The 12,957-nt window shown below is 61.8% G+C and carries 17 protein-coding genes; 6 read left to right on the top strand and 11 right to left on the bottom strand.

The features are described from left to right. Positions 1–57: 57 nt before the first annotated feature. Together OSJ75_RS18990 and OSJ75_RS18985 are read left to right on the top strand one after the other, a co-directional pair. Entirely contained in the window at positions 58–333 is a 276-nt protein-coding gene (locus tag OSJ75_RS18990) for a DUF1153 domain-containing protein (RefSeq protein ID WP_091878079.1), read from the top strand. A 160-nt stretch (positions 334–493) separates the two neighbouring features. Continuing rightward, the gene (locus tag OSJ75_RS18985; RefSeq protein ID WP_267229115.1) at positions 494–790 is read left to right on the top strand and encodes a GNAT family N-acetyltransferase; all 297 of its coding nucleotides are present in this window, start codon (positions 494–496) and stop codon (positions 788–790) included. A gap of 91 nt (positions 791–881) precedes the next feature. Here OSJ75_RS18985 and OSJ75_RS18980 read toward each other — a convergent pair whose 3' ends face one another. Continuing rightward, positions 882–1,268 (bottom strand): flagellar export protein FliJ, encoded by a 387-nt coding sequence (locus OSJ75_RS18980; RefSeq protein WP_267229114.1) that lies wholly within the window; start codon positions 1,266–1,268, stop codon positions 882–884. Positions 1,269–1,752: 484 nt separating this feature from the next. Here OSJ75_RS18980 and ctrA point away from each other — a divergent pair, with 484 nt between their 5' ends. Next, positions 1,753–2,454, top strand: coding sequence for a response regulator transcription factor CtrA (ctrA, locus tag OSJ75_RS18975; protein ID WP_250018525.1), 702 nt, complete (start codon positions 1,753–1,755; stop codon positions 2,452–2,454). A 56-nt stretch (positions 2,455–2,510) separates the two neighbouring features. On the opposite strand, the gene OSJ75_RS18970 is transcribed toward ctrA, so the two are convergent. From OSJ75_RS18970 to chpT, 3 genes are all read right to left on the bottom strand, one after another. Further along, entirely contained in the window at positions 2,511–2,894 is a 384-nt protein-coding gene (locus OSJ75_RS18970; protein ID WP_267229113.1) for a cupin domain-containing protein, read from the bottom strand. 43 nt (positions 2,895–2,937) lie between these two features. Continuing rightward, the gene (locus OSJ75_RS18965) at positions 2,938–3,768 is read right to left on the bottom strand and encodes an AraC family transcriptional regulator (RefSeq protein ID WP_267229112.1); all 831 of its coding nucleotides are present in this window, start codon (positions 3,766–3,768) and stop codon (positions 2,938–2,940) included. A 131-nt stretch (positions 3,769–3,899) separates the two neighbouring features. After that, entirely contained in the window at positions 3,900–4,529 is a 630-nt protein-coding gene (gene chpT / locus OSJ75_RS18960; protein ID WP_250018528.1) for a histidine phosphotransferase ChpT, read from the bottom strand. 319 nt (positions 4,530–4,848) lie between these two features. Between chpT and OSJ75_RS18955 the strand changes: the two genes are divergently transcribed. Further along, on the top strand, positions 4,849–5,430 hold the full coding sequence (locus OSJ75_RS18955) for a DUF1134 domain-containing protein (protein ID WP_250018529.1): 582 nt from the start codon (positions 4,849–4,851) through the stop codon (positions 5,428–5,430). A gap of 125 nt (positions 5,431–5,555) precedes the next feature. Then, complete coding sequence (locus OSJ75_RS18950; RefSeq protein ID WP_267229111.1) at positions 5,556–6,596, top strand: hypothetical protein; 1,041 nt, start codon at positions 5,556–5,558, stop codon at positions 6,594–6,596. Here OSJ75_RS18950 and OSJ75_RS18945 read toward each other — a convergent pair. The 3 genes from OSJ75_RS18945 to OSJ75_RS18935 form a co-directional block, all read right to left on the bottom strand. Beyond that, complete coding sequence (locus tag OSJ75_RS18945) at positions 6,567–7,385, bottom strand: TrmH family RNA methyltransferase (RefSeq protein ID WP_267229110.1); 819 nt, start codon at positions 7,383–7,385, stop codon at positions 6,567–6,569. The two genes, OSJ75_RS18950 and OSJ75_RS18945, sit on opposite strands and share 30 nt — an antisense overlap. After that, positions 7,382–8,161 (bottom strand): HugZ family protein, encoded by a 780-nt coding sequence (locus OSJ75_RS18940; protein WP_250018532.1) that lies wholly within the window; start codon positions 8,159–8,161, stop codon positions 7,382–7,384. Before OSJ75_RS18940 ends, OSJ75_RS18945 begins: the two co-directional genes overlap by 4 nt. A 94-nt stretch (positions 8,162–8,255) precedes the next feature. Beyond that, positions 8,256–8,447, bottom strand: coding sequence for a hypothetical protein (locus OSJ75_RS18935; RefSeq protein WP_250018533.1), 192 nt, complete (start codon positions 8,445–8,447; stop codon positions 8,256–8,258). A 282-nt stretch (positions 8,448–8,729) separates the two neighbouring features. Here OSJ75_RS18935 and OSJ75_RS18930 point away from each other — a divergent pair, with 282 nt between their 5' ends. After that, complete coding sequence (locus OSJ75_RS18930) at positions 8,730–9,650, top strand: cell wall hydrolase (protein ID WP_267229109.1); 921 nt, start codon at positions 8,730–8,732, stop codon at positions 9,648–9,650. An 80-nt stretch (positions 9,651–9,730) separates the two neighbouring features. On the opposite strand, the gene OSJ75_RS18925 is transcribed toward OSJ75_RS18930, so the two are convergent. The 4 genes from OSJ75_RS18925 to OSJ75_RS18910 all read right to left on the bottom strand — a co-directional run bounded on the left by OSJ75_RS18925 (position 9,731) and on the right by OSJ75_RS18910 (position 12,726). After that, positions 9,731–10,117, bottom strand: a complete 387-nt coding sequence (locus OSJ75_RS18925) for a DUF930 domain-containing protein (protein WP_250018535.1) — start codon at positions 10,115–10,117, stop codon at positions 9,731–9,733. 132 nt (positions 10,118–10,249) lie between these two features. After that, positions 10,250–10,924, bottom strand: coding sequence for a hypothetical protein (locus OSJ75_RS18920; protein WP_267229108.1), 675 nt, complete (start codon positions 10,922–10,924; stop codon positions 10,250–10,252). Between the two features lie 24 nt (positions 10,925–10,948). Next, the gene (locus OSJ75_RS18915) at positions 10,949–11,539 is read right to left on the bottom strand and encodes a protein-S-isoprenylcysteine O-methyltransferase (RefSeq protein WP_267229107.1); all 591 of its coding nucleotides are present in this window, start codon (positions 11,537–11,539) and stop codon (positions 10,949–10,951) included. Then, the gene (locus OSJ75_RS18910; protein ID WP_267229106.1) at positions 11,536–12,726 is read right to left on the bottom strand and encodes a hypothetical protein; all 1,191 of its coding nucleotides are present in this window, start codon (positions 12,724–12,726) and stop codon (positions 11,536–11,538) included. Before OSJ75_RS18910 ends, OSJ75_RS18915 begins: the two co-directional genes overlap by 4 nt. Positions 12,727–12,957 lie beyond the last annotated feature (231 nt).

Raw genomic sequence — 12,957 nt, 5'->3', positions numbered from 1 at the left:
AAGCCCTGCATGTAACGTCAGCGACGATAGGTCTTGAAGTTTAGTATAGAGAGTACAATGACCGATCTTGTTCGACCGAGAGTAAAATACGTTATCGGCCCGGATGGCAGCCCGCTGACCATCGCCGATCTTCCACCCGCAAATACGCGGCGCTGGGTAATTCGCCGCAAGGCTGAGGTGGTCGCCGCTGTTCGCGGTGGTCTTCTTAGCCTTGAGGAGGCTTGCCATCGCTATACATTGACGGTGGAAGAGTTCCTTTCCTGGCAGTCCTCGATCTCCGATCATGGGCTTGCAGGTCTCAGAACGACCCGGATACAGCAATATCGTCATTAGATGATGGTGCCGTGAATGGCGAAAGGCTGGTCGAAAGACCGGCCTTTTCCTTTTTCGGCGGCGAATGGAAGTTTCGTCCCTGGCCGGAAGCTGATCTATTGGGCAAATCACAGCGACCGAGTTACAGCGGGCCAATCAGCGACAGGGAAAATCGAAGCCGATGAACGACAATATCAAGATCACCAAGCAGGAAGACGAGAAGGGCGGGCGTTATTCCGCGCTGGCCGATGGACACGAGGCGGAGATGACGTTCTCGCGCACCAGCCCGCGGCTCGTCATCGTCGACCATACGGCCGTGCCGGAGGCGTTGCGCGGTAAGGGCGTCGGCCAGGCGCTGGCGCTGCATGCGGTGGAGGATGCGCGCCAGGGCGGATGGAAGATCATCCCGCTTTGCCCCTTCATGCGGGCGCAATCGCTGCGGCATGAGGAATGGGCGGATGTGATCCAGCAGCGCTGAAAGGGCAGGTCCCGCGAGGGCCCCACCACAAGGAATGCCCGGTTGAGCCGGGCGATTGAAATGCGTCGCGGAGCCGATGGACTCCGTAGCGTCAGCCGATCATGGCGCGGCGGTCGAAGGCCGGTGCCTCGTCCGCATCGCGCGGCTTGCCGTCGCGCTGTTCCAGCGCTTCCGCCTTTGCAAGTTCGGCTTCGGATTCCGCCAGCGCGGCCTCGGCCTCGTCCTTCTGGCTCTTCAGGTCGCGGATCGAAACGAAGAGATTGTCGCGACGCTGGCGTGCCGCCTTGGCAAAGGTCGGATAGGCGAAATGCGTGACGTCGGTGATGCCGGCCTTGGTTTCCTCGGACACGATCTGTGCATCGAGCTCGGCGGCCATGCGTTCGAATTCGCCCATCATCAAATCAAGCTGTCCGAGCTGGCGGCGCTTTTCCTTGACTTGGAACAGCTTCAACCGGACCAAACCTTCATGCGACTTCATTGCTCACAACCCCCTTCACGCTGCACAAAACCGGTACGCTGGGCGCGTTTTCCCGGGAGAAAAGCGTCCATCCGGCGCGTCTCACCCCCGAATCACTTCGGGAAAATGAAACAAAAACTTAAGGACAGGCCCTGTTGGTAACCTTTCCTTTACGTTCAGCATTAATCATACGCCTTAAGACTTAAAGCTCGGTAAATTGTGGCGGCAAGTTTTGCGGTCATGGATTTAATGAGTCGAATGAATCGCTTACGGCGAAATCCTGAGGCGAAAGCTGATGATTTTTAAGGGCGAGTTCATGTTTTGAATCAAGGTGGTGCCTGCGACTTTTAAGGCAAGAGTCAAAGGCACTTGCAAAGCGGAATCAGATTTTGTTAACCATTCGGTGGCAATCTTAACGTTATGGAAACGGCTTGTTTCGCGGCCTGGCTTCGGGATTGCCGACAGGGTGGGCAACCCGATCGAGCGGCGGGAAAAGGGGAATGATATGCGGGTTCTTTTAATCGAAGACGACAGCGCGACGGCACAGAGCATCGAACTGATGCTGAAATCCGAAAGCTTCAATGTCTATACGACTGATCTGGGCGAAGAGGGTGTCGATCTCGGCAAGCTCTACGACTACGACATTATTCTCCTCGACCTCAATCTCCCGGACATGTCGGGCTATGAAGTGCTGAGGACATTGCGCCTGTCGAAGGTCAAGACGCCGATCCTCATCCTTTCCGGCATGGCCGGCATCGAGGACAAGGTGCGCGGCCTCGGCTTCGGCGCCGACGACTACATGACGAAGCCCTTCCACAAGGACGAGCTGGTGGCGCGCATCCATGCGATCGTCCGCCGCTCCAAGGGTCACGCCCAGTCGGTCATCACCACGGGCGACCTCATCGTCAATCTCGATGCCAAGACCGTCGAAGTCAGCGGCCAGCGGGTTCATCTGACGGGCAAGGAATACCAGATGCTCGAGCTGCTCTCGCTGCGCAAGGGCACGACGCTGACCAAGGAAATGTTCCTCAACCATCTCTATGGCGGCATGGACGAGCCCGAGCTCAAGATCATCGACGTGTTCATCTGCAAGCTGCGCAAGAAGCTCGACAATGCTTCGGGCGGCATCAATTACATCGAGACGGTTTGGGGCCGCGGCTATGTGCTGCGCGAACCGGACGCGACGGATCTTCGCGAAATCGCCTGAGCGATCCCGCTTCCGTCGATCATCGGCCCCGCTCGCGCGGGGCCTTTCGTTTCGGGTCATATCCAGAGATCGTTCCGGGCGGTGCGCTCATTCTGCTCCTCGCCGGTGTTCAACACCCCGCGCGGCTCGATCAGCATCAGTTTCACCTCTTCCGCCGCGAAGGGCTTGTGCTCGACCCCCTTGGGCACGACGAACATCTCGCCAGCCTCGATCGTCACCGCGCCATCGCGAAAATCGATGCGCAGCGTACCGTCGAGGACGATGAAGGCCTCATCCGTATCGGCGTGGTGATGCCAGACGAAATCGCCTTCGATGCGGACGATCTTGAACTGATAGTCATTGAGTTCCGCGATGACGCGCGGCGCCCACCGGTCGTCGAACAGCTGGTATTTCTCGGCGAAGTTGATCGGGCGATAGGTTTGCGGATTGGTGTCGGGCATCGGCTTCTCCTTCGGTATGCGGGGCTTGCATGCGAGAAGGAAGCTAACGACCAATGGCCGCCGAAGTATTGTACGATTGTGCGCGGCCCGCCGCCTGCAATGTCGCAAGCCAGCGGCCGGGGGAAATGCCGAAGGTCTTCTTGAAGTGGCGCGTCATGTGGCTCTGGTCGGTAAAGCCGGCATCGATCGCCGCAGCCGCAAGCGAATGCCCGCAGCGCAGCGATTGCCGCACCCGCGCCAGCCGCCGCATCACCAGATAGCGATGCGGGCTGGTGCCGTAGAGGCGGCGGAAATCCCGCGACAGGGCCCAGCGATCCTTGCCCGCCGCAAGCTCCAGTTCTTCGAGGCTCACATTGGTCGCCGGATAGGCGTCGAGCCATTGGCGGGCCCGTTCGCAGGCGGTGTAATCGATGAAACGCCGCCGATGCTCCGGCGATACCGCCGCGCCGGCCGTGGCCAGAGCCTGCGCCAGGTCGAAAATGCCGTCCTCATATTCGAGGCGTTCAATCCGGTCGCCGGTGTCGGGCAGGAGGGCGCTGGTGGCGGCGCGCAGGCGCGGATCGGCGCTTATCCCGCCGTCGATGAAGGGCAGGGGCCGGCCGCGCAGCACATCCTGGATGGCGGAAGGCTCGACATAGATCATCCGGTAGTGAAATCCGTCCTCCGCGCCGGCCTGGCCGTCATGCGGCTCGTCCGGATGCAGCACCATTGTGCCATTGCCCGGCAGGCTGGTGCGGAGCGCGCCGCGATAGTGAAAGCTCTGCGCGCCATTGAGCGTGATGCCGATGGCATAGGTGTCGTGGCGGTGGGTTTCGTAGCCGCGGGCGGTGAAAAAGGCTTCCATCCGCTCGAACGGACCGGTGTCGCTGGCCATCCTTATCCAGTCGCCGCCGTCCGTCCGGCGCCGGATGGCCCCATGGCCCGCGCTGCCTGCACCCTGTGTCATGGACGAGAGATAGGGCAGCGCGTGGCGAATTGCCAGCCGCTTCAGGCCGGTGCGAAGGCTCAGGCCGCGGTGAAGACGACCTCTTCCGGCGTGGCGTGGACCGTGATGGTCATGCCGGATTCCTGTGCGAGCAGCAGCGTATAATAGGGTTGCACGGCGTGGGCGTCGATCGCCTCTTCCGGCGCCTGGCCGCTGTGCAGTTCGAGGAATTTCGGCGGTACGCGCAGCATCGGTCCGCGCGCCGTGACGACGAAGCGCGGTTCCGTCTCCGGCGTCTCCAGCGCAACCGCCAGCGTGCCGCCGCGCGGCAGCGTGGCATTGCCGATCAGCACGAGGTTCAGCAGCAGCTTCACCTTGTTCTTCGGCAGGAGAACGCGCGTACCCTGCCAGCTCAGTTCGGCCTTCTCGCCCTTCATATATTGCTCGGCGACATTGAGCGCATCGCCCGTGTCGATCTGGACGCCGGCGGAACCGGCCGCGCCGAAGGCGATGCGGGCGAATTGCAGCCGGGCCGAGGCGCTGCGCGCGCTGGACTTGATGAGGTTCATCGCGTCTTCGTCGGCGCCGCCTTCCTCGAGCAGTTCGAGGCCATTGTTGATCGCGCCGACGGGGGAAATGATGTCGTGGCAGATTCGGCTCGAAAGGAGCGCTCCAAGGTCAGCTGCCGAAAGAATGACGGGCAATGTCATTGGGGTCTCCCTGAAGAAATCAGGGCGCTGTCGCCCTGTGTTGGTCGAATGAAGCATCCGCGAATCAACGCCGCGAATCACTTCGTCTGGATGCCCTTTTGGATATAGAGACGGACGCGCCTCGGCAAGAAGCCGCTGGCGGCGGCGCGAGGGCATTGAAAATGCGTGTATTTTGCCGCTGCGCCGCAAGCCATTGAAATGCCAAGATCGATTCATAAACTTTTATCAATGTTTCCAGTTTTAAATATGCGCACAAAGCAGACGCAGATCTGCGACACAGGGCGTCAAGCGAAGAGGCGAACAGCCAAAAGGAATTATGATGGCGTCTCTACTCTTGTCTTTGAACCGTAGCTTTCTTCTCATCGTCAGTATCGTCTGTCTCGCCCTGCTGCAGGTGCAGTCGGCGCATGCCCAGCAACAGACCTATTCGATGGAAGAGATCGTAAATTCCGGTCAGAGATTTTTCGGTTCGACTTCGGGCGGACTGGCAACGGCAGTCGAAAAAGTATTCCAGAGCTACGGTCTTCCCAATGGCTACGTTCTTGGCGAAGAAGGTTCGGGTGCGATCATCGGTGGCCTGACCTATGGAGAGGGCTCGCTCTACACCAAGAATGCCGGCGATCACAAGACTTTCTGGCAGGGGCCGTCGATCGGATGGGACTTCGGCGGCCAGGGCTCCAGGGTCATGATGCTGGTCTATAATCTCGACGACGTGCAGAACCTCTATGGCCGTTTCGTCGGCGTGGCCGGCTCCGCCTATCTCTTCGCGGGCGTCGGATTCAACGTCCTGAAGCGCAACCAGGTTCTCATCGTGCCGATCAGGACCGGTGTCGGCGCGCGGCTGGGCGTCAATGTGGGCTATCTCAAGCTGACGACATCCCCGACCTGGAATCCTTTCTGATCGATCGGGCTGAAGCCGATCGAATCGCGGTTTCCAAGACGCGAACGTGAATGTTCGCGTCTTTGTATATTCTGCGCTCGCTGGTAATAGAGTTGGTGCCGCATGTTTTGTAACAGGACCCGAGTGTGATCCAGTCTGCGCTATATTTTGCCCTGGGATTTCTGGCCGCCACGCTTCTGGTGCTGCTGATAGCACCGCCGGTATGGCGGCGTGCCGCCTATCTGACGCGCAAGCGGGTGGAAGCCGAGACGCCGCTTACCCTCAACGAGATCCAGGCCCAGCGCGACGGTCTTCGCGCCGAACATGCGATGGCCGAACGGCGTCTCGAACTGGATATCGATCGTCAGAAGCAGAAGCTGGCGCAGCAGCTTGCCGGTCTCAGCGACAAGGAGCGCGAACTGGAGCGGCTTGCCGGCGACATCGAGGCGCGCGACAGGACGATAGAGGAGTTGCAGGGGCAGCTCGCGACGCTCAACGAGCGCATCGAGAAATCTTCCGCCACCAATAATGGCCACGAGCGGCTGCTGGAACAGCGGGCCTCCGAGCTCGAACTTCTGCACCGGCGCCTGGCGAGCGTCGCCACCAATGCCGACGGGCTCAAGATCGAGGTCGTCGCGCAATCGGCGCGCATCGACAATCTCACCGACGACCTGAAGACGGCCCGGCAGGAAAGGCGCAACAGCGAGGAGGCGCGGCGAAAGGCCGAAGCCGAACTCGCCGCGCTCAAGCACCAGCTCGACCAGGAGACGAAGCGAAGCGCCGAAGCCGAGCAGCAATCCAGCGAGTTGTTGCGAAAGCTCACCGACGCCGAAGCGCGGCTGGCGCGCCGGGAGAAGGATCTCGAGCGGACCAATGAAAGGTTGCGCAAGGTGCTTGCCGATGCGCGCAAGGCGGGAGGCAACGCGGAACAGCCGGCGCGCGGGCGCGCTGCGATGGCCAAGGCGGAAGAAAACGAATTGCTGCGCGAGCAGATGAACACACTGGCCTCGCAGGTGGTGGCGATGGTGGCTGCGCTCGAAGGGCCGCAGTCGCAGATCAACGCCTTGCTGGCGGCGGGCAATGGCGCCGATGGCGCTGCCGATGCCGCGGCGGGTTCAAGCCTTGCCGACCGCATACGCGCGCTGCAGGAGGCGGCGTCAAAGGCGGGAAAAACGGCCAAGCCTTGACAGGGCGATACCGGAAGCGGTCGCGACGTTCAGGCTGTCGAAGCCGTCCGACATCGGGATGCGGACGGTATGGAGCTTCTCCATCAGCGCCTTCGGCAGGCCGGCGCCCTCGGTGCCGAGCAGCAGCGCCGTTCGCCGTTGCGGCTCAACGGCGTTGATGCTCGCCGTACCCGATGGGCTGAGCGCATATATCCCGAAGCCGGCCGCCTGCATCGCAGCGATGATCGCATCGATGGAGCCTTCGCGCGCGCATGGCACCTTGAGCGCCGCGCCCACCGAAACGCGGATGGCCTTGCGGTAGAGCGGATCGCAGCTGGTTTCGTCCATGGCGACGAAATCCGCCTCGAAGGCGGCGGCGTTGCGAAAGATGGAGCCCATATTGTCGTGGTTGGAAATGCCGCAGAGAATGACGGCGAGGGCGCTTTCGCCGCAGTTTTCCAGCAGGGTCTGCAGCGAGGGCGGGGCGCGTCTCGAACCCACCGCCAATATGCCGCGATGGATGGGAAAACCCGCGACCGCGTCCATCACTGCGCGCGTCACGCAGTAGACCGGCACATCGGGCGGGCAGAGGCCGATCTGCTCATCGAGCCCGGCAAGCCTGTTTTCCAGTATCAGCAGCGATTCCACCGAGAAGGCGCGGCTGGCAAGCAGTACGTTCAGGACGACCTTGCCTTCCGCTATGAAACGCTTGTCGCGGCCGACGAGGTCGCGCTCGCGCACGGCCCTGTAGGGTGCGAGCCGCTCGTCCTGCGGATCATCGATGCGAATGATGCGGTCGGAGCCGTTCAAGATGCCGGCTTGGCCATGTTGAGGCCCTCGCGGGCTTCCCCCGCCATGCGGACCAGCGTGAGGTGCATGTCCTTGGCCGATGCGAGCGGTTCGCCGAAGAATATCCGCAGCACCTCATCGCCGTCGGCGAGATCGAAACCATCCGAATCTATGCCGGTGATGCGCCAGTTGCCGTCGCGGGCCTGGGCGAAATAGCGGGCGTAGAGGGCGATCGCGTCGGCATGATCCTCGTTCATGTGGGTCACCGCGTTCTTTTCCGCCGCCGCCAGTTCGTCGTTGACGGGGCTGAGGCTCAGCCAGTCCCCGGCGTCGAGCTGGTAGGCACGGCCGAAACCGCCATTGAGCTTGGTGATGCCGGGCTCCAGCCGGAAAAAGCGGAAATCGCTCAGGCCGGAATAGAGCTTCGCCTTGGGCAGGTGCGAGAGATAGCGCCATTCGATGCGCGCATGTTCGGCGCTGTCCCTGGCGATTTCGCGCGCACGGGCGCTGATGGTCATCCGCGGATGGGCCAGCGGATCGCCCTTGCCCAGTTCGCCGACGAGGATGGAGCAGCGGGGATCGGCGCGAAGCGCGGGCGTATGCGCCGCCAGCGCCGAGACGAGGGTGACGGGCGTGCCGTCATGATCGGTGGATATGCCGATGCGCGTGGCGATGGGATTGCCCGTGCCGGGCTCGAGCGTCGCGATGACCGCGTGGCGGGCGCTCCGCATCAGGCGGCGCACCAGACGGATGGCGCTGTCATCCATATCGCGCAGAACATCGTTTTTGTCGGTCAAGCCCTTGAACCCCGCGGCACTCTGTCGATGATTGATAGAGCCTCGGCAGCGGCTGAACAAGGCCTCAGGGAAGGAGAGTTGTCTGCGGCGCCCGTCAGGCGGCGATCGCCGGGGTCTCGTTGAGCCCGACATCGTCCATGCAGACCGCGAGAAGGTCGAGATCGACGGGACCGAATGTGCAAAGGACCGGCGCCACATCCTCGGCGGGGACTTCGAGTGCCATGAGCTCACGCAGCGCCTGCATGAGTGATTCGCGGGTGTCGTAACGCTGGTTTTGCATGCGCATCACTGCCGCCCTCGCAGCTCGTTGAATTGCAGCCGAATTTAACCAATAAGGGTAAACAAATCCTTAATTACGCCATGATTGGAAAATTTCGGCGGTTGCAAGGGCGGAAATAAAGCCTTAATTTCAACCAGATATGTGTGGCTGTCTTAAAGTGTGATCATCTTGCCATTGTTTGGCCCCAAATCACACCATTCTGTGTTCAACTTCACCAGCAGGAAAAACAGCGATGAGAATTGCTTCGTGATCGGCGGTAAGTGGAAAATCCACTCTGTTGCAGGAATTATGGCGGCGGCGGCCCTCGTCAGCGGCTGCACCACGCAGAACGCGCAGAATGGCGGCAAGCCGGGTACGAGCGTCGCGTCCACCAGCACAAGATCTTCGACCTATGCCTATACGCCGAGGGACAAGGAATGCCTTGAGCGGGCAATGTTCTTCGAGTCCAACCGTTCGAGCAAGGACGGCCTGATCGCCGTCGGCACGGTTGTGATGAACCGGCTCGATTCGGGCAAATGGGGCAATACGATCTGCGGCGTCGTCGGCCAGAAGGGCCAGTTCGCGCCCGGCGTGCTGACCCGCAAGATGAAGTCGTCCGCATTGCCGGATGTGCAGGCGGCGGCTGATGCGGTCCTCAAGGGGCAGCGCAATCCCAAGGTCAAGAACGCCATGTTCTTCCATACTGCGGGCCTGCGCTTTCCCTACAAGAACATGCACTACACCGTTGTCGCCGGCGGCAATGCCTTCTACGAGAAGCGCAGCCGCAACCACAGCGCCGTGATCGCATCACGCGAGGCGAGCCGGGCCGTGGCCAATGCCTATATTGCCAGCCTGAGGATGCGCGGCCAGCAGAACGTCCAGGTGGCGAGCGCCGACACGGGACCGATAGCGACGCCGACAGGCGCAAGGGTCGTCCAGCAGCAACAACAGCCCGTGCAGGTCGCCTCGGCCGAGATCGATCCGCGTCCGATGGCTTTCACCACCGAGAGGCCCGCCGCACAGGGCGCGGCCGAAGCCAATACGCTGCAGGCACAGGGCCAGGCAGTCCAGGCCAATCAGTCGCAGGCTGGCAATCAGTCGCAAGCTAGCCAGGAGAACATCCAGACCGCATCGGCGCCGGCAGGAATGCTCGCTTATGAGGCCCCAACCAGCGAAAGCGTCGATGCGATAGGGCAGATGCTGCTGGCGCAGGATCGGCCGGCGCTTTAGGCCCGACTATCGACATGAAAAACGGCCCGGGACTTCCGGGCCGTTTTCGTTTGGCAGCAGATTTTCACGACACCGGATTTTCAGGGCACCAGATAATGGTGCTGCCATTCGTCATGCGGCACGACGGACCCGATCGAATACTGGAACGACAGGATCGTCATGTGGTCCGGCGAGGTGGCGCAGTTATAGGAGAGATGGTACCACTCGCCCTTGCTGCGGAACGCTGCGCCGGGAGAACGGATCTTGTCGCCCTTGATCTTGGGTTCCTCGAAGGCGTAGGCGACGAGTTCGTCCGGCACGAGCCTGGCCGGGTCCTTGTGGATGCGCTCCATCGCCTCCAGGTCGCAGCGTTGCTCAAGCCGCGTCTGCGGATCGAGCTTCTGCAATTGCTGCGCGGCGGCATTGTCCATGGCGAAAGCCGGTCCCGTCAGGACGAGGCAGAGAATTGCAGTGCTTGCGAACTTCATTCCGTCACTTCCGCTCTGTTTCAGGTGCTGTATTTCAGGATGGGGCGAGCCGCTCGCCGGATATCGACGGCACATGTTGCTTCAATTTGGACCAAATGATGGAGGGTCGGCATAATCCCGTGCTCCCGCCGCTCAGGAGCCGGCCGATTTGCGGCCCTTGTCGCCATTGGCGGCGATGTAGGCGTAAATATAGGAGAAGGATGGCTGCGCGGTGTTTGCAGGCTCGACCAGTCCGGCGACGCTGCCGAGCGAGGCGGCGTAATTGTTGCAGTTGAAGCCGAACATGCGCCACAGCGGCGGCCTGGCCATGTTCGCGCGGACCTTCGCCAGCAATTGCTGGTACTGGTTCTCGGTCAGCGACACGCGATAGGCCGCGCCGGGGGTGAAATGACAATCGGCATAGCTCGGCTTCAATTCGGCGGGCATGGGCACGATGGCGCCGCCATAAAGGCCGATCAGGCTGCCTTTCGGGAACAGGCCATTATACTGGCGCGTCACCGGATTTCCCTTTTCGTCCAGCCGCCCGAACACGACGTAGAGATGGCCGCTGGGGATGCCCGGCGACAGTCTCTGGCGGAACTCGATATAGGCCGGGTCGCCGGGGTTGGTACGATTGGCGGTGAGCTTCGCCGCCCCGCCATTCGGATTGCCGTGCGGCGCGCAGGTGAGGTCCGGCATCTCCGGCGCATAGGCGTTCATCGCCGCCGTCTGCGGCGACTGCGCGGTGGACTGGCAGGCAGCGAGCGACAGGGAGAGCAGCGCGATGGCGATCGGGCTGCGAGCGGCACGGATGGATGAACTGAACACTTTGACCGTCTTTCCGTCTTCGACTCAGTAAATATAGGGCAGGACGCGCCAGGTGCGGGCACGATAACGCGTATATTCGTCCGCGAAGGCTTCCTGCATCATTGTTTCTTCGGGCCCGATCCGGGCGAAGAACAGATAACCGAAACCCACGATGCCTGCAAACCCGGCAATGTAATTGGGCAGCAGCAGCGCCTGCGTCAATGCCAGCATCCAGAATGCCGTATACATGGGGTGGCGCACATATCGGTAGATGCCGGTGGTGATCAGCTTGTGGTCCTGCTTCAGCTGCAGCGAAACCGACCACATGCGGCCGAGCGCCTTGTGCGTGAGGCGGAACAGGACGAGGGCGGCGATGCCCGTCGCCGCGCCAAGGACGAGCGCCACGGGGCTGGGCTGGTAGGAGGCGGCGGCGGGAAATCCGCTGAAGACATACATCGCCGGGATGATGCCAAGTCCGGTCAGCGAGACCGCAAGGCGCAGCGTGTCGGCACCCTTGCGGCGATCGACCTGGAGCCGCGACTTGCGCGCGCGCCGGTCGAATGGCCACCGCAACACATACCAGCCGACGACGAAAAGCACCCAGAGGGTCTTTCCGGCAAGTGCAAGTGAAATCATGTGGCGGCAGTTCTCGCGATTTCCATCTCGGGTTCGGCCCGGACCTGGCTGTCGCAGGGCAGGCCGCCGCAAGCCGCGATTTCGGCGAAGGGCTGCGGGCCGCAAAGGATCGCATGCCAGGAATAGCGCGTGCGCTTGTCGACGCCGAAGACGAACTGGCGGTGGACGCGGAAGAAATTGCGGCGAATGGTGCGGTAGGATTCTTCCCGCAACTGGTTGCGGAACCGCACCATGACGCGCACCGGCGATTTTCCGCTCGACAGAGCGAGGTTTCGTATCGGGTCGGATTTATAGAAGTTCATCGGGTCGGTGAGGGACTGGGCGTCGATCCATGCGGACTTGCTGCAGGCAACGGCGGCAACCGCCGCGCGCAGCTTCGACGCGGCGGGATGGAGAGCGACCTTCAGCAGGCTTGAGCCGACGGTAAGCAGGCCATAGCGCCGCCGGGGATCCCTTGCCAGCGCCGTCGCCAGGATCGGAAGCGCGCAGATGGCGCCGAGACTATGGGCGGCGACGATGATCTCCGTCTCCGGCGAGGCGCTGCTGATGCGCGCGGCGGCATCGGAAATGACCTTGTCCATCTTCGCCATGACCTGCGGCCGCTTGCCGCGCGCCATGTCCCGCGCGAAAGTCCAGTCATCCATCAGGAGGAGGAGGTGCATGTGGCGGGCCGCATGGCGGAACAGCAATATTGCGAGCAGCGGCGCCAGTATCCAGCCAAGCAGGCTGCCGGTGACGACGGCGCCCGCATAGGCCAGCGACAGGCTGATCGCCAGGATGCAGGCGATCGTCAGGATCGGATAGAGAAAGAACAGGGCATAGCGCCAGCTCGTGGCGACGAAGCGGAAGAAGGTGCCGGTGACGATGAAGTCGATGAGGGCGAACAGGCCGCTGAACAGGCGGACCGCCGGGTTGCGCGAGGCGTAGAACAGCGTGATGTCGCCGAGGCCGTAGAGCAGGAAATCGGTCTCGACGGCCCAGTTTTCGCCGGAGGCCCGGAACTGGAAGTCGCCGACCGCGACGCCATCCTCGTCCGTGGCAACGGAGAGCGGGGCGGTTTCCTTCAGGTTCATGTCATATACGGGGGCGGTCTTCGCTGCCTCACGAATGAAGCGGCGATAATGAGCCACCACCGGCATATGTTCGAAGCCTGGCAAGAGTACCACCAGGCGTTTGACCGTCGACATCCGATCCCTTCCGTAGTTCCAGGCGACGTTGAGGTCCTATCCAATCCCTTATAGAGGATTTTAGTGGAACTGGGTTAATAGAAAACTCCAACGCCATCAAGATTTCCCGCCACTCCTACCCCAAAGAGCGCGTGACCTGCAAATCCCGGGGGCTGGGTGGTAGTTCTGCGAGGTTTCAAATTTCAGCGCCCTCCCTTTTTGCAATCAATCCAATTTCCCTCATCCTGAGCT

Source organism: Phyllobacterium sp. 0TCS1.6A (assembly GCF_026420825.1).
In the GTDB taxonomy this organism is placed as follows: domain Bacteria; phylum Pseudomonadota; class Alphaproteobacteria; order Rhizobiales; family Rhizobiaceae; genus Phyllobacterium.
The sequence above is the reverse complement of the archived record's forward strand: the minus strand, read 5'-3'. Positions and strand labels throughout refer to the sequence as shown.

Bases quoted from the DNA above. Each gene is read 5' to 3' on its own strand.
- OSJ75_RS18990 (WP_091878079.1), top strand. From the start codon at position 58: ATGACCGATCTTGTTCGACCGAGAGTAAAATACGTTATCGGCCCGGAT.
- OSJ75_RS18985 (WP_267229115.1), top strand. From the start codon at position 494: ATGAACGACAATATCAAGATCACCAAGCAGGAAGACGAGAAGGGCGGG.
- OSJ75_RS18980 (WP_267229114.1), bottom strand. From the start codon at position 1,268: ATGAAGTCGCATGAAGGTTTGGTCCGGTTGAAGCTGTTCCAAGTCAAG.
- ctrA (WP_250018525.1), top strand. From the start codon at position 1,753: ATGCGGGTTCTTTTAATCGAAGACGACAGCGCGACGGCACAGAGCATC.
- OSJ75_RS18970 (WP_267229113.1), bottom strand. From the start codon at position 2,894: ATGCCCGACACCAATCCGCAAACCTATCGCCCGATCAACTTCGCCGAG.
- OSJ75_RS18965 (WP_267229112.1), bottom strand. From the start codon at position 3,768: ATGGCCAGCGACACCGGTCCGTTCGAGCGGATGGAAGCCTTTTTCACC.
- chpT (WP_250018528.1), bottom strand. From the start codon at position 4,529: ATGACATTGCCCGTCATTCTTTCGGCAGCTGACCTTGGAGCGCTCCTT.
- OSJ75_RS18955 (WP_250018529.1), top strand. From the start codon at position 4,849: ATGGCGTCTCTACTCTTGTCTTTGAACCGTAGCTTTCTTCTCATCGTC.
- OSJ75_RS18935 (WP_250018533.1), bottom strand. From the start codon at position 8,447: ATGCGCATGCAAAACCAGCGTTACGACACCCGCGAATCACTCATGCAG.
- OSJ75_RS18930 (WP_267229109.1), top strand. From the start codon at position 8,730: ATGGCGGCGGCGGCCCTCGTCAGCGGCTGCACCACGCAGAACGCGCAG.
- OSJ75_RS18925 (WP_250018535.1), bottom strand. From the start codon at position 10,117: ATGAAGTTCGCAAGCACTGCAATTCTCTGCCTCGTCCTGACGGGACCG.
- OSJ75_RS18915 (WP_267229107.1), bottom strand. From the start codon at position 11,539: ATGATTTCACTTGCACTTGCCGGAAAGACCCTCTGGGTGCTTTTCGTC.
- OSJ75_RS18910 (WP_267229106.1), bottom strand. From the start codon at position 12,726: ATGTCGACGGTCAAACGCCTGGTGGTACTCTTGCCAGGCTTCGAACAT.